This window comes from Comamonas trifloxystrobinivorans, assembly GCF_043359985.1.
In the GTDB taxonomy this organism is placed as follows: domain Bacteria; phylum Pseudomonadota; class Gammaproteobacteria; order Burkholderiales; family Burkholderiaceae_C; genus Comamonas; species Comamonas trifloxystrobinivorans.
Genome location: NZ_JBHZGV010000030.1, coordinates 19,947 through 38,114, shown reverse-complemented (window position 1 = coordinate 38,114; position 18,168 = coordinate 19,947). Strand labels below are relative to the sequence as shown.

17 protein-coding genes are annotated in these 18,168 nt (G+C 61.8%); 6 read left to right on the top strand and 11 right to left on the bottom strand.

Annotation, left to right across the window (positions count from 1 at the left end; all coding sequences use genetic code 11):
• The first annotated feature begins 308 nt into the window (after positions 1–308).
• Positions 309–1,526, top strand: a complete 1,218-nt coding sequence (gene sstT, locus ACFIQF_RS23970) for a serine/threonine transporter SstT (protein ID WP_393946143.1) — start codon at positions 309–311, stop codon at positions 1,524–1,526.
• Between the two features lie 71 nt (positions 1,527–1,597).
• Here sstT and ACFIQF_RS23965 read toward each other — a convergent pair whose 3' ends face one another.
• The 11 genes from ACFIQF_RS23965 to ACFIQF_RS23915 all read right to left on the bottom strand — a co-directional run bounded on the left by ACFIQF_RS23965 (position 1,598) and on the right by ACFIQF_RS23915 (position 13,098).
• Complete coding sequence (locus ACFIQF_RS23965; protein ID WP_393946141.1) at positions 1,598–2,365, bottom strand: class II glutamine amidotransferase; 768 nt, start codon at positions 2,363–2,365, stop codon at positions 1,598–1,600.
• Between the two features lie 48 nt (positions 2,366–2,413).
• A complete protein-coding gene (locus ACFIQF_RS23960) occupies positions 2,414–3,877 on the bottom strand; it encodes a DHA2 family efflux MFS transporter permease subunit (protein ID WP_393946140.1) in 1,464 nt (487 codons plus the stop codon).
• A gap of 118 nt (positions 3,878–3,995) precedes the next feature.
• Positions 3,996–4,247 carry a cysteine-rich CWC family protein gene (locus ACFIQF_RS23955; protein WP_393946139.1) on the bottom strand — a complete coding sequence of 84 codons (252 nt, stop codon included), beginning with the start codon at positions 4,245–4,247 and terminating at the stop codon, positions 3,996–3,998.
• Positions 4,244–5,218 carry a DHH family phosphoesterase gene (locus ACFIQF_RS23950; RefSeq protein ID WP_393946138.1) on the bottom strand — a complete coding sequence of 325 codons (975 nt, stop codon included), beginning with the start codon at positions 5,216–5,218 and terminating at the stop codon, positions 4,244–4,246. Before ACFIQF_RS23950 ends, ACFIQF_RS23955 begins: the two co-directional genes overlap by 4 nt.
• A 72-nt stretch (positions 5,219–5,290) precedes the next feature.
• Entirely contained in the window at positions 5,291–6,244 is a 954-nt protein-coding gene (locus ACFIQF_RS23945; protein WP_393946137.1) for a DMT family transporter, read from the bottom strand.
• Complete coding sequence (locus tag ACFIQF_RS23940; RefSeq protein ID WP_393946136.1) at positions 6,241–7,689, bottom strand: aldehyde dehydrogenase family protein; 1,449 nt, start codon at positions 7,687–7,689, stop codon at positions 6,241–6,243. Before ACFIQF_RS23940 ends, ACFIQF_RS23945 begins: the two co-directional genes overlap by 4 nt.
• Positions 7,690–7,757: 68 nt before the next feature.
• A complete protein-coding gene (locus ACFIQF_RS23935; protein ID WP_393946135.1) occupies positions 7,758–9,095 on the bottom strand; it encodes an enolase C-terminal domain-like protein in 1,338 nt (445 codons plus the stop codon).
• 18 nt (positions 9,096–9,113) lie between these two features.
• Positions 9,114–10,103 carry a 2-hydroxyacid dehydrogenase gene (locus ACFIQF_RS23930; protein WP_393946134.1) on the bottom strand — a complete coding sequence of 330 codons (990 nt, stop codon included), beginning with the start codon at positions 10,101–10,103 and terminating at the stop codon, positions 9,114–9,116.
• A gap of 95 nt (positions 10,104–10,198) precedes the next feature.
• Positions 10,199–11,107, bottom strand: coding sequence for a 5-dehydro-4-deoxyglucarate dehydratase (gene kdgD, locus ACFIQF_RS23925; RefSeq protein WP_393946145.1), 909 nt, complete (start codon positions 11,105–11,107; stop codon positions 10,199–10,201).
• Positions 11,108–11,167: 60 nt separating this feature from the next.
• Positions 11,168–12,145 (bottom strand): Bug family tripartite tricarboxylate transporter substrate binding protein, encoded by a 978-nt coding sequence (locus ACFIQF_RS23920; RefSeq protein ID WP_393946133.1) that lies wholly within the window; start codon positions 12,143–12,145, stop codon positions 11,168–11,170.
• Between the two features lie 128 nt (positions 12,146–12,273).
• Positions 12,274–13,098, bottom strand: a complete 825-nt coding sequence (locus ACFIQF_RS23915) for a FadR/GntR family transcriptional regulator (RefSeq protein ID WP_393946132.1) — start codon at positions 13,096–13,098, stop codon at positions 12,274–12,276.
• A gap of 70 nt (positions 13,099–13,168) precedes the next feature.
• Between ACFIQF_RS23915 and ACFIQF_RS23910 the strand changes: the two genes are divergently transcribed.
• The 5 genes from ACFIQF_RS23910 (at position 13,169) to ACFIQF_RS23890 (ending at position 18,168) form a co-directional block, all read left to right on the top strand.
• On the top strand, positions 13,169–14,071 hold the full coding sequence (locus ACFIQF_RS23910) for an amino acid ABC transporter substrate-binding protein (protein ID WP_393946131.1): 903 nt from the start codon (positions 13,169–13,171) through the stop codon (positions 14,069–14,071).
• A gap of 27 nt (positions 14,072–14,098) precedes the next feature.
• Entirely contained in the window at positions 14,099–15,310 is a 1,212-nt protein-coding gene (locus ACFIQF_RS23905) for a pyridoxal phosphate-dependent aminotransferase (RefSeq protein WP_393946129.1), read from the top strand.
• 74 nt (positions 15,311–15,384) lie between these two features.
• Complete coding sequence (locus ACFIQF_RS23900; RefSeq protein ID WP_393946128.1) at positions 15,385–16,215, top strand: NAD-dependent epimerase/dehydratase family protein; 831 nt, start codon at positions 15,385–15,387, stop codon at positions 16,213–16,215.
• A complete protein-coding gene (locus tag ACFIQF_RS23895) occupies positions 16,212–17,135 on the top strand; it encodes an SMP-30/gluconolactonase/LRE family protein (protein ID WP_393946127.1) in 924 nt (307 codons plus the stop codon). Before ACFIQF_RS23900 ends, ACFIQF_RS23895 begins: the two co-directional genes overlap by 4 nt.
• A 67-nt stretch (positions 17,136–17,202) precedes the next feature.
• A complete protein-coding gene (locus ACFIQF_RS23890; protein ID WP_393946126.1) occupies positions 17,203–18,168 on the top strand; it encodes a TRAP transporter substrate-binding protein in 966 nt (321 codons plus the stop codon).

Here is an 18,168-nt window from a genome sequence, read left to right as displayed (position 1 = left end):
GTAGGTCATCGTCAGGCTCTTATCCTGCTAACCCCCGTGATCTCAATGGTCTCGGGGGTTTTGCTTTTACGGCGCGCTGGCTCGCTCCATGCTGTGCATCAGGCGAGAGCAGTCTTCTTTTTCATGATGTAAGCGATTGCTCTGTAATTAAGCAAGGGAATGCGACTTTACGTACACTTCCCGTTTCAGAGCTCGGGCGGCATGCCGGCGTATAACGCCAGCCATGACTGCTACTACGCCAGCCCATGGGCACAACCGATGAGGGCTGGCCTTTCATTAGCAAGCTGCAAAGGCAGCTTTTTGTCTTTATGTTGACCTCCATTTTGAAACCCGTGCTGCGCCTGAGTTTGGTGGCCCAGATTCTGATTGCCATGTTGCTGGGCATTGTGATTGGCGCCATGAGCCCGGAGCTGGCCAGCTGGCTGAGTATTTTGGGCAAGCTGTTCATTTCTGCTCTCAAGGCCGTGGCGCCGGTTTTGGTGCTGGTGTTGGTGATGGCGGCGATTGCCGGCCACCGCGAAGGAGCCAGCACACATATGCGCCCGGTACTGGCGCTGTATTTGATTGGTACCTTGGCTGCCGCTGTGGTGGGTGTGGTGGCCAGCATGCTGTTTCCCAGTACCTTGCATTTGCAAGGTGCGGCTGATGTGAGCCAAGCGCCCAAGAATGTCAGCCAGGTGATGCTGGATCTGCTGATGCAGGTGGTGGACAACCCGGTCCATGCCGTGATGGCCGGTAACTACATTGGCGTGCTGGCCTGGGCCATTGCTTTAGGCTTTGCCTTGCGCCAGGTGTCGGCCACCACGCAGCAAGTGGTGCAGGATGCGGCCCAGGTGATCACGCAGCTGATCCAGTGGGTGATTCGCTTGGCTCCGTTGGGTATTCTGGGTCTGGTGGCGGTCACCTTTGCCGAAGCCGGTTTGAGCGCCCTGCTGAGTTATGTGCATGTGTTGATGGTGCTGGTGGGCGCCATGCTGTTCGTGGCTTTGGTGGTGAACCCCTTGATCGTGGGGCTTACTATCCGTGCCAATCCGTATCCGCTGGTGTTCACCTGCTTGCGTGAGAGCGCGATTACCGCCTTTTTCACCCGCAGCTCTGCCGCCAATATTCCGGTGAACCTGGCCTTGGCGGAAAAGCTCAAGCTCGACCGCGATACCTATACGATTGCGATTCCCTTGGGCGCCACCATCAACATGGCGGGTGCCGCCATCACCATCAGTGTGCTGACCTTGGCCGCCGCCCATACGATGGGCATTGAGGTGCCGTTTGGCACCGCCTTGCTGCTGTGCGTGGTTTCCGCTCTGTGTGCTTGCGGCGCTTCTGGCGTTGCTGGTGGTTCACTGCTGTTGATTCCACTGGCCTGCAGTCTGTTCGGCATCAATAGCGATGTGGTGATGCAGGTGGTGATGGTGGGCATGCTGATCGGCGTGGTGCAGGATTCGGCTGAGACGGCCTTGAACTCTTCCACCGATGTGCTGTTTACCGCTGCGGCCTGTATGCGGGCGGAGCGTTTGAATCAGGCTTGAGCGCCACAAGCGAAACAGATAGAAAAACGGCTCCATCTTGGAGCCGTTTCGCATTCTTGAGCAGTACGTGGCTACACCGCCACCCGGCAACCGTCGACAAATGCCATCAGCTCGCCAGGCTGGAAGCTGGTCCAGACTTCGTTGGTGGTGAGCGGTGCGGTGACGACGATGGCTACGCGGTCTTGCGGCGTGGTGTGCTGGGCGAAGTCGATGCTCAGGTCTTCGTCCTGCAACTGCGCTTGTGCAAACGGGTGGGCGCGCTCGGTATAGCAAAGATGGGTATTGGCGTGCGCCCACAAGGCCTGGCCGTTGGAGAGCAGAAAGTTGAAAGTGCCGTGTGGCGCAATCTGTGCGGCCAGCTCGCGCAGCGTGTGGCTCAGCTCGGCCACGCTGGGTGTGTTGGCGTGTGATTTCCACAGCTCTTGCATGATCCAGCAAAACGCATGCTCGCTGTCGGTATCGCCTACCGGGCGAAAGTGGGCGTGCAGACGCGGGCGGAAATCTTTCAGGTCGCCATTGTGGGCAAAGACCCAGTTCTTGCCCCATAGCTCGCGCACAAATGGGTGGCAGTTTTGCAGCAGTACCTGGCCTTGGGTGGCTTTGCGGATGTGCGATATGACGTTGCGGCTTTTGATCGGGTAGCGGCGCACCAGATCCGCTACGGGCGAATCGCTGGCCGGGCGGTGGTCTACCAGGTGGCGCAGCCCGCCTTCTTCAAAAAACGCAATGCCCCAGCCGTCGCTGTGGTGGTCAGTATTGCCTGCGCGTTGGGCGAAGCCGGTAAAGCTGAAGGTGATGTCGGTGGGGGTGTTGCAGTTCATCCCCAGCAGTTGGCACATGGCAGTCAAACTCCTTGAATCGTGCCAGTGTAGAGCATTCTGCCGGGGCTACTGGGCAGCCTGCGCGGGCCGCAATTGGCGCGCCGCAATGCCGGCCAGCACGCAGACCAGGGCGAGAAACACAAAGGTGTCGCGGAAGGCGGCCACGCGCTCGGAAGAGGCAATTTCCAGCGCCGGCGATTGCGCGGCGTAATACACCACGCGCCATTCCAGAAAGATGCCGCACAGGCTGACGCCGGCCGCGCCGCCCAGCATGCGCAAAAAGCTGAAGGTGCTGGAGCCTTGCGAGATCAGGCTTTTGTCCAGCGGCCGCATGCTGCCCATGGTGAGCGATGGCAGGATAAAGCCCAGGCCGATGCGGCCGAGAATGGTATAGCCCACCAGCAGCCAGAGCGACGAGCCGGGCTGCAGCACGCCGGTCAGAATAAACGACAGCGCCAACAGGCTCAGGCCACCCATCACCAGCCAGTGGGCGGGCGTGCGGTCGGCCATGCGACCGGCATAGGCGATGACGCCGCCCAGAATCAAGCCCGCCGGCAGCATGGTGGTACCCACCACCGAGGCCGAATACGACAGCCCCAGTTGCATGAAAACCGGCAGCAAGTAGGTAGAGCCAAACAGCGCCACGCCATAAATGAAAGCCACGATGCAGCCCGCTGCATAGGGTTTGCAGCGGAACAGGCGCAGATCCATCAAGGGCTTGGCCCCCGTGTTCAACATGCGCCGCTCCCAGGCAATAAAAGCCGGCAGGCAGGCAATGGCCAAAGCCAGCAGCAGCGTGCTTTCTTGCCAGCCCGAACCGTGCAGCGCTACCAGGCCATTGAGCAGGCAGACCGTGCCTGTGGTCGCGATGGACAGGCCCAGCCAATCCAGGCTTTTGCCATGGCGATCGGCCGCTGCGCCGCCGGGTGCGTTTACGGGTACGTATTTCAGCCCCAGCCAGATGGAGACGATGCACAGCGGCACCACCATGAAGAACACCGAGCGCCAGCCCATCCAGTCCACCAGCAAGCCGCCCACGCTCGGGCCGATGGCGGGTGCCAGCACCACGCCCATGCCGAACAGCCCGTTGGCGCGCCCTTGTTCGTTGGAGGCGAAGGCGTGCAAGATGATGATGGCCGGGATCGGCTGGATCACGCCGGCGGCAAAGCCTTCCACCACGCGCGCTACCAGCACCAGGTTGTAGTCGGTGCTGAAGCCGCCGCCAATGCCGCCCAGCATCAGCACAACGACAGCGCCCAAGTAGGTGTTGCGGTAGCCGTAGCGCGACAGCAGCCAGGGCGTTGTCAGCATGGCTACGGTGGTGGCCACCATGAAGGACGAGGTCACCCACTGCGCGCGCGACTGGCCCAGCTGAAAGTGCTGGCTCATCGCCGGAATGGCCACGTTGAAGATGGTCGACGAGATGATCGAGGCCATCGTGCCGATCATCACCGTGAACAGCAGGTACCAGCGAAAGCGCTCCCCATACAGAGCACGGAGGTCTTGGGCGTTGTGGTGGCGGATTTGCATGGCTGCCTGGAGCGCGGAGTGCGGGTGGTGGATAGCGCCATTGTCTGCATACCCGCTATCAAAACTGATAGCGGATTGCGCTCTACAGACTTGCGCAAACGGCCAATAATTATCGCAACTAAGTGCGGGCGGCGGTAGCGCCTGTTGCGTTCGCGCCATCGCTGGCGGCGGGTGTGGCTTGGCCGCAGGCCGGGCAGATGCAGCGCTGGCGGCGCTCGGCTTCGGGAATGCGCGCCAAGGCGGCCGGGCTGATTGGCGCCGTCATGCACCAGCACTGCTCGGCCGGCAAACCTTGCGCCACGGCGCATTGGTTGTGCTGGCCGCACAGTGGGCACTGCTGCGCCCGGGCGCTGGTATTGCCGGTGCTCATGCGGCGGTGGCCGGGGCTACAGGAGCCGCAGGGCGCGGTGCGGGCTGTGCGTCTTCGGGGCGCGCCGTCAGGCTGCCGGCGAGCAGCTCGGGCAGGCGATCCGCGCCCATGCGGAAGCCGCAAGCCTGTGCGTGGCCGCCACCGCCCATGCTTTCGGCGAGCGGGATGCAGTTGAAATCCGAGCGCGAGCGCAGCCCGCATTTCACGCCTTTTTCATTGGCGCTCCACATCAGCGCAAAGCTGCCGCTTTTCTTGGCCAGAATATCGCCGACCTGGCTGTGGAACATGCCGGGCGCGTTCACCATCAGGCCCGCGATGCCGTTGAAGACCACGGGCTGCGCGCCTTCAGCGATGTCGTTGCACAGCTTCTGGTATTTCTCGTCCATGGCGCCGCCGCGGGCCATGAAGGCGTTCAGTTGCTCGGGCGTGAAAGAGGCAATCTCCGACCAGCGCTCAAAGCTGCGCGGCTCCATGTCCAGCGCGGCCAGAAAAGCGGCGCTTTCCGGGTATTGCCAGCGCCAGATGTCGCGGTCCTCAATGTGCAGCACCAGCGCGGGAATCGGGTCTTTGGGGTAGAAGAACTCCCAGGCCAGGCGGGCGCCGGATTTGTTCATGTCGAAGTGCACCACGCCGCAGTGGCAGCGGTAACCGGTCAGCTTTTCGGCCGCGCTCTTGTGGTGGTCGAGCAGTACCAGTTTGTGCGCCTGGGCTTCGATGGCGGCCAGCAGCTCGGGGCCGAAGGCGAAATCGAGGATGTAGACCGTGCGGCCTCTGAGGTCGCCCAGGTCTTCTACCGTCTGGATCTCACCGTGGTCCAGGCCGCGAAACTCTGCCTTGTCGCCAAAAAAGCGCCAGGCGGCCAGCGCGGCGCCATAACCATCGGGGCAGCTGCGGCCGTGGTAGAGGATGAGCGGCTTGGGGTCGTTGACATCGGCGCTGACGGGCAGCGAGAGATCGGGCAGTAATTTCATGCCCGCTATTGTCTGCCAAGCGCAGTACCCGAGCGGTGCTGCGCCATTGCGAGCACGGCCCCCTTGTGCCGCTCAGCGCGCCGGCTCGCGTGTCACCAGCCAGATACCCACGCACACCAGGGCCAGCGCCACCAGGTAATGCCAGGCCCACATGCTTTCGCCCAGAAACAAGGCAGACAGCACCGAGCCAAAAATCGGCACGCTGAAGTTGTAGATCGTCACCTGGCTCACGCGGTTGTACTTGAGCAGCAAACTCCACAGCGTAAAAGCCGCAGCCGACAGCAGCGCCAGATAGGCCAGCAGCAAGATGGCGTTGAACGAAGGCATGGGCAGCGAACCACCCATTGCCCAGCCCAGCAGCACCAGCATCACGCCGCCCAGGCCCAGTTGCCAGCCCGTCATGGCCATCGCGTCCATGTGTTGCGACAGCTTTTTGCCGTAGATGCTGGCGGCCGCCAAGATCAAGGCCGCGAGCACAATGGAGCCTTCGCCCAGCCAGCTGAAGCCCTCACCCAGCTCGCCACCACCGCCCAGCGTGACAGCCACCACACCCGCAAAGCCCAGGGCGCAGCCCAGCGCCTTGGCGCCGCTCAGCTTGTCGTTGGCAAAGACCCAGTGCGCAATCAGCACGCTGAAGAAGGTGGCGGTGGCGTTCATGATCGCGCCCTTCACGCCGGTGGTATAGGCCAGCCCCAGGTAGAAGAACACGTATTGCAGCGTGGTCTGCGCAAAGCCCAGGCCCAGTAGTTGCTGCGGGTATTGGCGCAGGCTGCTCAGCACCGGGCGGCCCATCCAGGCGCAGACGGCCAGCACCATCAGCCCGGCAATGACAAAGCGCCAACCGGCAAACAGCAGCTTGCCTGGCAAGTCGGCTTGCGCGATGGAAAACAGCGCGTAGCCGCCTTTGATGGCCGGGTACGAGCTGCCCCACAGCAGGCAGCACAGCAAGGCCATGGCCGCCACCACGGCGGGTTGGCTCCAGCGTGATGCGGCCGGCGGCGCGTGGGAGTTGGTCGCCGTACTCATGCCAAGGTGTACGCCGTCTTCACCGTGGTGTAGAACTCTTGCGCGTAGCGGCCTTGCTCGCGCGGGCCGTAGCTCGATCCCTTGCGGCCACCGAACGGCACGTGGTAATCCACACCGGCGGTGGGCAAGTTCACCATCACCATGCCCGCTTGCGCATGGCGCTTGAAGTGGGTGGCGTATTTCAGACTGGTCGTGGCAATGCCGGCCGACAGGCCAAACGCCGTGTCGTTGGCTACGGCCAAAGCTTCTTCGTAGTCGCGCACGCGGATCACGCTGGCCACCGGGCCAAACACTTCTTCGCGGTTGATGCGCATGGCCGGCGTGCTGTCAACCAACAGCGCGGGTTGCATGAAAAAGCCTTCTTTGCCGCTGCCGGTGTGGCAGGCAATGCGGCTGCCACCTGCGGTCAGCACCGCACCTTCGGCCTTGGCAATTTCGACGTAGCTCAGGTCTTGCTCCAGCTGCGCCTGGCTCACCACTGGGCCAATGTCGGTGCCAGCGGCGCGGGCATCGCCCACCTTGATTTTGGCCATGCGCGCTTGCAGTGCTTCTACAAAGGCGGGGTAGATTTTGTCGGTGACGATCAAACGGCTCGATGCCGTGCAGCGCTGGCCGGTGGAGTAAAAGCAGCTCTGCGCGGACAGCTCCACCGCTTGCGCCAGATCGGCATCGTCCAGCACCACCTGCGGGTTCTTGCCGCCCATCTCCAGCTGCACTTTCTTGCCGCTTTTGACACAAGCCTCGGCAATGCCGCGGCCCACGCTGACCGATCCAGTGAAGCTGATCGCCGCTACATCCGGGTGCTGTACCAGCGCATCGCCAATCACGCGGCCACGGCCCATCACCAGGTTGAACACACCAGCAGGGATGCCGCTGCGGTGGATGATGTCGGCCAACGCCCAGGCGCTGCCGGGCACCAGATCGGCGGGCTTGAGCACCACGCAATTGCCAAAGGCCAGTGCGGGCGCAATCTTCCAGGCAGGGATCGCAATCGGAAAATTCCACGGCGTGATCAGACCGACCACGCCAATTGGCTCGCGCGTGATCTCCACGCCAATGCCAGAGCGCACCGAGGGAATGCTCTCGCCCGCCAGGCGCAGGCATTCACCGGCAAAGAACTTGAAGATCTGGCCTGCACGTGCCACTTCACCAATGGCTTCAGGGCGGGTCTTGCCTTCTTCACGGGCAAGCAGGTCGCCCAGCTCTTCTTTGCGGGCTAGGATTTCGTTGCCGATCTTGTCGAGCGCATCGCTGCGCGCCTGGATGCCCGAGGTGCTCCACGCCGGGAAGGCGGCTTGTGCGGCAGCGACGGCGGCGTTCACATCGGCGGCATCACCTTGCGTGTACTCGCCAATCACATCGCTCAGATCGCTGGGGTTGGTGTTGGCGGTAACGGTTTTGCCGGCGACCCATTGGCCGTTGATAAGGTTGTTGTAGGTGGTCATGGTGGTGCTCTTGAATGGAAAATGCTGGGAGCGCCAGCAGCGATGAAATGACTCGTTTTCTTGGCGGCTCAGCGCACCATGCAAGGACGCTTGGGATCGAACTGCCAGCCAGGAATCAGGTACTGCATGGCCATGGCGTCATTGCGGGCGCCCAAGCCGTGCTCCAGGTACAGCGCGTTGGCGCGTTGCAGCGCGGCGCGGTCCACGGTTACGCCCAGGCCGGGCGTGGTCGGCACTTCGACAAAACCGTTCCTGATCTGCAGCGGGTTCTGCGTCAGGAACTGGCCGTCCTGCCAGATCCAGTGCGTGTCGATGGCCGTCACCTTGCCGGGCACGGCGGCGGCCACATGGGTGAACATGGCCAGCGAAATGTCGAAATGGTTGTTTGAGTGCGAGCCCCAGGTCAGCCCCCAGTCGCGGCAGGTCTGGCCCACGCGCACCGAGCCGGCCATGGTCCAGAAATGCGGGTCGGCCAGCGGAATATCGACCGATTGCAGCGCCAGCGCATGCACCATCTGGCGCCAGTCGGTCGCGACCATATTGGTGGCCGTGGGCAGGCCGGTGGCGCGGCGGAACTCGGCCATGACTTCGCGGCCAGAGAAGCCGTTCTCTGCGCCGCAGGGGTCTTCGGCATAAGCGAGCACACCGTGCATGTCGCGCATCAGGCGGATCGCGTCTTGCAGCAGCCAGCCGCCGTTCGGATCGAGCGTGACCCGCGCTTGCGGAAAGCGCTGGTGCAGTGCGGTGACGGCCTGTACCTCTTCCTCACCTGCCAGCACGCCGCCTTTGAGCTTGAAGTCGTTGAAGCCGTAGCGCGCATGCGCCGCCTCGGCCTGGCGCACGATGGCATCGGGCGTCATCGCGGTCTGGTGGCGCACTTGCGTCCAGGCATCGCTGCCGGTTGTGTCTTCGCCAGCACGGATGTAGGGCAGATCGGTTTTATCGGAGGGGCCCACAAAGAACAGATAGCCGAGCATCTCCACGCGCTCGCGCTGCTGGCCTTCGCCCAGCAAAGCCGCTACCGGTACGCCCAGGTGTTGGCCTAGCAAATCCAGCAGCGCGGCCTCGACAGCGGTCACTGCATGGATGGCGATGCGCAGATCAAAAGTCTGCAGCCCGCGGCCGCCGCTGTCGCGGCCTGCCAAGGCTTGCTGCACGCGCTGCAGCAGTTGCAGGTGCTGGCCAATGGGCTGGCCGATCAGCACCGCCTTGCTGTCTTCCAGCGCCTGGCGAATGCCTTCGCCGCCTGGTACTTCGCCCACGCCGGTGTGGCCGCTGCTGTCGTGCACCAGCACCACGTTGCGGGTGAAGTAGGGCGCATGTGCGCCGCTCAGGTTCATGAGCATGCCGTCGCGGCCGGCAACGGGGATGACTTCGATCTCGGTGATGGTGGGCGTGTGGGCCATACGGGGGTGTCTCTGGGTTTAGATTTTTTCGGTGGCAGCGGCAGCGGCTTGGGACCAAGGTACTTCCTGCCGCAGCGTGCCATTGGCGATAAAGCTGCGCAGGTTGGCCAGCACCAGGTCGGCCATGGCGCGGCGCGTCTCTTGCGTGCCGCTGGCGGTGTGCGGTGCCAGCACCACGTTGTCGAGCTGCAGCAGGCCGGGCAGCGGGTGCGGCTCGTCCTCGAACACGTCGAGGCCGGCTCCGGCAATCTGGCCTTGTTGCAGGGCTTGCAGCAGGGCGGCTTCATCGACCACGCTGCCGCGCGCCACGTTCACCAAAAAGCCGTTGGGGCCCAGGGCCTGCAATACCGAGGCGTTGACGAGGTGGCGCGTGTCGTCGCCACCAGCGGCGGTGATGACGAGAAAATCGCACCACTCGGCCAGCGCCTGCAGCGATGCCATGTACTGGTGCGGCGAGCCGGCCACCGGGCGGCGGTTGTGGTAGGCCACCTCCATGTCAAAACCGCTGGCGCGGCGCGCCACTTGCTGGCCGATGCGGCCCATGCCCAGAATGCCCAGGCGTTTGCCCGAAGCCTTGGTGTAGACGCCAAAACGCTGCGTGCCCCATTGGCCGGAGCGCACAAAACGGTCGGCCGCAGACAGGCGGCGCGCACTGTCCAGCAGCAGCGCAAAGGCCATATCGGCCACGCAATCGTCCAGCACGCCGGGCGTATAGCCCACGCGTGCGCCACGGGCCACGATGGATGCCTGGTCCAGCGAATCAAAGCCCACGCCAAAGCTGCTGATGCAGCGCAGGTTGGGCAGGGCGTTGATCACCTCAGCGCTGGCGCCCATGCTGGCAGAGGTGACCAGGTAGTCAAACTCTGCGCCGTGTTCGGCCAGAAAGCGGGCGCGGTCCGGCTGGGCGCTGAGCAGGGTGATGTCGAATTCGCGGTCCAGATCGGCGTCCAGCGCGGGCAAGGGCATCTTGCCCATTTGCAGAACACGGGGGCGGGGGCTTGCGGTCATGGTGGTGGTGTGCAGACAGGTGGCAAAAGCACAGCACCACAGCTTGCTTTTGCGTTGTGAACGCGCAATCTGTGGTGCTGCGTGGGGCGGTGGGCTTAGCCTTCGACCTTCTTGATCAGGGCGGCCAGTGCTTCCACTTCGTCCGGCTTCAAATCCGTCAGCGGTGCGCGCACCGGGCCTGCGTCGTGGCCCACGATCTTGGCGCCGGCCTTGATGATGCTGACGCCGTAGCCTTCCACGCGGTTGCGGATCTTCAGGTACGGCATGAAGAACTCGCGCAGCAAATGGTGCTGCGTAGCCATGTCGTCGGTGCGCACGGCTTCATAGAATTTCAGCGCGGTTTTGGGAATGAAGTTGAACACCGCCGACGAGTACACCGGCGTGCCCAGTGCCTTGTAGGCGGCGGCATAGACCTCGGCCGTGGGCAGGCCGCCCAGGTAGGAGAAGCGGTCGCCCATCTTCATGTAGATGGAGGACATGGTTTCGATATTGCCCACGCCGTCCTTGAAGCCGATCAGGTTAGGGCAGCGCTCGGCCAGAATGGCCAGCGATTCGGCGGTCAGCTTGGTGCGGTCGCGGTTGTAGACGATGACGCCAAATTTCACGCTCTTGCACACCTGCTCCACATGCGCAATCAGGCCTTCCTGGCCGGCTTCGGTCAGGTAGTGCGGCAACAGCAAAATGCCGTGGGCGCCCAGGCGCTCTGCTTCTTGGGCGTGGGCAATGGCGGTGCGCGTAGGGCCGCCGGCGCCGGCAATGATCGGCACCTTGCCGCGGCAGGTGTCCACCGCGGTCTTGATGATCTGGCTGTACTCATCGCCCGACAGCGAGAAATACTCGCCCGTGCCGCCAGCAGCAAACAAGGCGCTGGCGCCAAAGGGCGCGAGCCATTCCAGGCGGGCGGCATAGCCCTTGGGGTTGAAGTCGCCCTGGGCCGTAAAGTCCGTCACCGGGAAGGACAGCAGGCCGGAGCTCATCACTTTCTTGAGATCTTGGGGATTCATGGTGGTCATAGCAAGCTTTCAAAAAACAGAAGGGAAGCAAAGAAGCCAGTGCAGTGGTGATCAGTCCAGTTGCAGATTGGCGGATTGAACAACCGTGCGCCAGCGCTGGCGTTCGGCATTGAAAAAACGGTCGGTTTCGGCGGGCGTCATCGTCACCACCTCGGCGCCCTGGCCGGTGAGGCGGGCGCGTACATCGGGCGTGCGAATGGCTGTCAGCAACGCCTGGTTGATGCGCTGCACCACCGCATCGGGCGTTTTGGCGGGTACCACCACGCCTTGCCAGGTGCCCGAGGCAAAGCCCTTGGCACCTTGTTCGGCCAAGGTGGGTACATCGGCAATCAGCGGCATGCGGCTGTCTTTGGAGATGCCCAGCAGCTTGAGCTTGCCGCTTTGCACATGCGGGTAAGTGGCGAGCATGCCGTTCATCAGCACCTGGGTCTGGCCGGCCACCGTGTCTTGCACCGATTGCACGCCACCCTTGTAAGGCACGTAAACCCATTTGGCGCCGGTGACGCGGGCCAGCTCCACACCGGCCAAATGCGGCGCGCTGCCCGTGGCGGTTACGGCAAAGTTCAGATCCTGCTTTTTCGACAGATCCACCAGCTCTTTGAGGTTGTTGGCCTGCACCGATGGGTGAACCACGAGCATGTGCGGCGAATAGGCCAGCATGGCGGCGCCGCGCAAATCCTTGCTCGGGTCAAAAGCCAGCTTGGTGTAGACCGATGGAGAGATTGCCAGCGCGCCCAGGTCGCACAGCAGCCAGGTGTAGCCGTCGGGCTGGGCGCGGGCCACCAGCTCGGCACCCAGGTTGCCGTTGGCGCCGGGCTTGTTCTCGATCACGACCGGCTGCTTCAACTCTTGCGAGATCAGCTGACCGATGGAGCGCGCAATGATGTCCGAACTGCCGCCGGGCGGGTAAGGCACCACCAGCCGGATCGGCTTGCTGGGCCAGGCGTCGGCGGCCAAGGCCGGCAGGCTGGCAAGGGCGCTGACAGCGAGTGCTAACGCCGTATGCAAAAACTGGGCGCGGCTGGGCATGGTGGCAGGTCTCCTGGGTTTTGTTGTAAGTCATCATACAACCTAAATCCAGAATGTAAAGCAGCTGCCGCTGCAGGTTAATACCTAGTGGTTCGCCCGGGCTGCGCAGCTGGCCGGGCGGGCAGGGCTCAGGCTTGCGGTGCTGCGCTGCCGCCGGCCTGGCTGTGGCGTTGCGCCAGACGCAGGCGTTCGCGCGAGTTGGTGAGGTGGATGCGCATGGCGGCGCGGGCGGAATCGGCGTCCTGGCGCTCGATGGCGGCGTAGATCTCTTCGTGCTCGCGGTTGACGCGGCGCAGGTAATCCGGGTCGCGTGCCGGCTTGTCGATCGAGGCAATGCGGTTGCGCGGAATCAGCATATTGCCAAAGTGCTGCAGGATGTCCTGGAAATAGCGGTTGCCCGTGGCCTGCGCAATGCTCAGATGGAAAGCCAGGTCGTGGCTCACCGTCTCGTGGCCGGCCGAAAAATTGTGCTCAAACGCTTGCAAAGCCGCATGCATGGCTTGCAAATGCTGGGTTTCACGGCGCTGGGCGGCCAAGCCTGCGGCCTCGGTTTCCAGGCTGATGCGCAGCTCCAACACTGCCAACACGTCGATCGATTCGCTCAACTCGCTGTCACTCAGCACCAGGCCCGGGCTTTGGCGCGCCGGCAAAACAAAGGTGCCAATACCGTGGCGCGTTTCCACCAGTCCCGAGGCCTGCAGCTTGGACAGTGCCTCGCGCACCACCGTGCGGCTCACGTCATAACTGCGCACCAGCTCCGATTCGGTAGGCAGCTTGTCACCCTCGTTGAGCAAGCCCTGGCGGATCTTGGTTTCGAACTCCTCCGACAACAGATTGGCCAGGTTGCGGCTGCCTTTTCCCGCGCGCTGGCTGCGCAGCAGCGACGCCTGGGTATCAGTGACGGTGCGAGATGCGGGTAATTCCGAGGGGCTTTTGAGCATGTGTTTGATCATAATGCAGTCAAGTCATCAGACAACACATGACTAACACGCATTCCTTACCTCCACTTCCCCTCATCTGACCATGTTCAAGCTGCGCTCCCCATCCCTTGTTTCTGTCATTGCATTGTTGGCTGCCGTGCAGGCTAACGTTCAGGCGCAAGACATCAATACGCTGGAAAAAATCAAGCAAAGCGGTGCTATCACCATCGGCGCACGTGATATGTCAGTGCCGTTTAGCTACAAGGTGAACGGCAATGCGGAACCGATCGGCATGATCAACGAGATCTGCTTGAAGGTTGCTGACGCAGCCAAGAAGGCCGCAGGTCTGCAAAGCTTGGAGGTGAAGTACCTGATTACCACGCCTATCAGTCGTATGCCGCTGGTCCAGAACGGAACGGTAGATCTGGATTGCACTCCGGTGACGAACACGATTGCGCGCCAAGAGCAGGTGTCGTTTTCACCCAGCTATTTTTCTGCCAATGTGACTTTGGCGGTGCGCAAAGACTCGCAAGTCAAAAGCATTGCCGACTTGCAGAACAAGAATGTGGTGACTGTAACTGGCACGACATCGATTCAACTTCTGCGTGCCTATAAAAAATCACAAGGGGTTAAGTTCAACGAGGTCTATGGCAAAGACCCTTCTGAGGCTTTTGTGATGTTTGAGTCCGGGAAGGCTGACGCCTTTGTGCTGGATGACGTTCAGCTTGCCAGCTTCATCGCGACTTCATCGCAACGGGATCAGTACTTGATCTTGAATGAGCCCCTGCGCACGGAGCCCTATGGCGTGATGCTGCGTAAAGGCGATCCAACTTTCAAGAAGCTCGTGGACGACACTGTGTACGCAATGATCAAGTCGGGCGAAATGGAAAGTCTCTACCAAAAGTGGTTCATGTCGGTGATTCCACCTAAGGGAATCAACATCAACTTCCCGCTCAGTGAATCCACCAAAGAGCTGTATGCACACCCCAATGACAAGGGAATCTGAGTCAGATTTTTTGGGTGAAAGAGCACTATGTGGAAGCTAAGTCAAAAAGTAGAAAACCTGCCGTCGTCGCCAAGTATGGCCATTTCCTCTCAGGCCAAAAAAATGAAGGCCCAAGGGGTGGATGTTATCGACCTGAGCATTGGTGAGCCTGATTTCAATACGCCTGAGCACATCATCGATGCAGCCATGGCGGCAGCCAAAGCTGGTGCCACCAAGTACACCATGCCAGCGGGTATGGAGAGCTTGCGCCAAGCCATTGCGCAGAAGTTGAAGCAAGACAATCGCTTGGATTACACGGTCAGTGAGATCACAACCGGTGTTGGTGCCAAACAGCTGATTTTCAATGCCTTCATGGCGACCTTGGAGAGTGGCGATGAGGTGGTGATACCCACACCTTGCTGGGTCTCGTACGGTGACATCGTTGCTTTGCATGGCGGTACCCCTGTCTACGTACCATGTCCGCCTGAGCAGGGCTTCAAACTGACGCCAGAGGCGTTGCGCCAAAGTCTGACGGCGAAGACCAAGTGGTTGATCATCAATAGTCCAGGCAATCCAACAGGTGCCGTGTATTCACGTGCAGAGCTGGAGGCATTGGGGCAGGTGCTGGCTGCTTACCCCGACGTTCTTGTCATGTCTGACGAGATTTATGAGCACATCATTTTGTCGGATGCGACCTTTGTCTCGTTCGCAGAAGCCTGTCCAGAGCTCAGGGATCGGCTGCTCATTATCAATGGCGTCTCCAAGTCGTACGCGATGACGGGTTGGCGTCTGGGCTATGCGGCTGGGCCGGAGAAGCTGATTGGCGGCATGAACAAGTTGGAGTCGCAGAGCTGCACCAGTGCGACCTCGGTGGCTCAGGCCGCTGCGCAAGCTGCATTGCTGGGCGACCAAAGTTGCGTTCAAGAGGCTCGGCAGGTCTTTATACGGCGCTTGGAGATCATCCAAAAGGCATTGACCATCGTCCCAGAGTTGACGTTGTCGTCCCTGCCCGCTGGTGCTTTCTATCTGTTTTTGGGTTGCGAAAGCCTGATTGGTCGCGTTAGCCCAGAAGGCGGAGTGCTGAACAGCGATGCAGCGGTTGCAGCGTACCTGCTCAATGCGGCCAAGGTAGCCACCGTGCCGGGGGTGGCCTTTGGTATGTCGCCTTACATCCGTCTGTCGTTTGCAACCGATCCAGACTTAGTGGTAACGGCTTTGAAGAATTTCCGAGTGGCAATCGATGAACTGAAGACATCGTGAATAAAAGGGCGCTTTTAAGAAGCGCCTTTTTTTGCGGCGAATGTTCTTGGAAACACCCAGTTGGGGAGCAATGTATGAGTAGTGAAGCCCCGCATGTAAAGCGGCTGTTATTGACCGGCGCCGCCGGTGGCCTGGGAAAGGTGCTGCGTGAGCGCTTGCGCCCGTATGCGGATGTCTTGCGCTTGTCCGATGTGGCGGGCATGGCGCCGGCGCGTGATGCAAGCGAAGAGGTGGTGGTTTGCGACTTGGCCGACAAGCAGGCAGTCGATGCCTTGGTGGCGGGTTGCGATGCGATTGTGCACATGGGCGGCGTGTCGGTAGAGCGCCCGTTTGAAGAGGTGTTGGAGGCCAATATCAAAGGCATCTTCAACCTCTATGAAGCCGCACGCCGCCACGGCGTCAAGCGCGTGGTTTTCGCCAGCTCCAACCATGTGATCGGCTTTTACAAGCAGAACGAAAAAATCGACGCCAACGTGCGCCGCCGCCCCGATGGGTACTACGGCCTGTCCAAGTCGTTTGGCGAAGACATGGCGAGCTTTTACTTTGACCGCTACGGCATCGAGACGGTGAGCATGCGCATTGGCTCGTCTTTCCCCGAGCCCAAGGACCGCCGCATGATGAGCAGCTGGCTCAGCTACGACGATCTGGTACAGCTCATTGAGAAGGGCTTGTTCACGCCGAATGTGGGCCACACCGTGGTGTACGGCGCGTCCAACAACCGCGATGGCTGGTGGGACAACCATGCCGCTGCGCATTTGGGTTTTGTGCCCAAGGACAGCTCCGAGCCTTGGCGCGCCAAGGTGGAGGCGCAGCCTGCGCCGGCAGCCAACGATCCGATTGCCGTGTACCAGGGCGGCGCGTTCACCGCGCAAGGCCCATTTGGTGACGAAGGAAGCAAAGCATGAGCAGCGCCGAACTGGTTCTGGATGCACGCAATGCCACCGGCGAAAGCCCGGTGTGGCGCGTGGCCGAACAGGCGCTGTACTGGGCGGATATTCCTCGCGGCGTGCTCAACCGCTGGTTGGCGGATCAGCAACAGCTGACGCAGTGGCAGTTGCCGCAAATGCTGGCTTGCATGGCCGCATGGGATGGCGACGCGCAGCGTTGGGTGGCTGGGCTGGAAGATGGCATCTACCAAGTTACGGCGACCGAGGGCAGTGCTGATGCCGCAGTGCAGCCGCTGGCCAAGGTGGCGCATCCCTTGCCTGGCATGCGCTTCAACGATGGCCGTTGCGACCGCCAAGGCCGCTTTATCGCCGGCACCATGTTCATGGACATGGGCGCTGCCAAGGCGGTGGGCCAGGTGTTCCGCCTGGGCGCGCAAGAGCTGAGCAGCGGCCGCGCCACCGATCTGCAACTGGGCCCGCTGATCACACCCAACGGCCTGGCTTTCAGCCCGGACGGCCACACCATGTACCTTTCCGATTCGCACCCCAGCGTGCAAAAGATCTGGGCTTTTGATTACGACACCGCCAGCGGCACGCCGTCGAACCGCCGTGTTTTTGTCGACATGCAGCCACTGCCCGGCCGCCCCGATGGCGCGGCTGTCGACGCCGATGGGTGCTACTGGATTTGTGGCAACGACGCTGGCCTGGTGCACCGCTTTACGCCGGACGGAAAGCTGGACCGCTCGCTCGCTGTGCCCGTCAAAAAGCCGGCCATGTGCGCTTTTGGCGGGCCAGCTCTGGATGTGTTGTACGTCACGTCGATCCGCCCGGAAGGGGTGGACCTGTCCGACCAGCCTTTGGCTGGCGGCGTGTTCGCTTTGCACCCAGGCGTGAGCGGGCTGGCCGAGCCTGCATTTGCGGGCGCAGCCCCGCCTTGAAAACCGATTAGCGGCCAGCACGAGGGGCCGGTGTGTTGTGTAGATCCATTGAGAAAGAGGTAGACAAATGAAAGCTAACAAACTGTGGGTGGCTCTGGCCGCGAGTGTGGTGTCGCTGGCTGCCAGCGCTACGGAATTCCGCTCCTCCGATATCCACCCGGAGGACTACCCGACCGTGCAGGCGGTCAAGTTCATGGGCGAGCGCCTGAAGGCTTTGTCGGGCGGCAAGCACACGATCCGCGTCTACCCCAGCGGCGCGCTCGGCGGCGAGAAGGAAACCATCGAGCAGGCCAAGATTGGCGCGCTGGCCATGGTGCGCGTGAACGTGGGCGCGATGAACAATGTCTGCACCGAAACCGTGGTGCCGACCATGCCGTTTCTGTTCCGCTCGGTCGAGCACATGCACAAGGTGCTCGACGGCCCGGTGGGCGAAGAGATTTTGAAGGCTTGCGAGAAGCAAGGCTTTGTCGGCCTGGGCTTTTATGACAGCGGCGCGCGCTCCATGTTCACCGCCAAAAAGCCGGTCAAGAGCTTTGCCGACATGAAGGGCATGAAGGTGCGCGTGCAGCAGTCCGACCTGTGGGTGAGCATGCTCGAAGCCATGGGCGCCAACGCCACGCCCATGCCCATGGGCGAGGTCTACACCGGCCTGAAAACCGGCCTGATCGACGCCGCCGAAAACAACTACCCCACCTACGAAAGCTCGCGTTCGTTCGAGGTAGCCAAGTACTTCACCAAGACCGAGCACTCGATGGCGCCCGAGATTCTGCTGTTCAGCAAGCGCACCTTCGACAAGCTCACGCCCGAAGAGCAAGGCTGGATTCGCCAGGCCGCCAAGGAATCGGTGCCTTACATGCGCAAACAGTGGGCCGAGCGCGAAGCCAAGTCGCTGGAGATCGTGAAGGCCGGTGGCGCCGAGATCATCGAGATCGACAAGGCGCCTTTCCAGGCCGCAATGAAGCCGGTGTACGACAAGTTCATCACCGACGCCAAGCTCAAGGACCTGGTCAAGCGCACCCAGGAAACCAAGTAA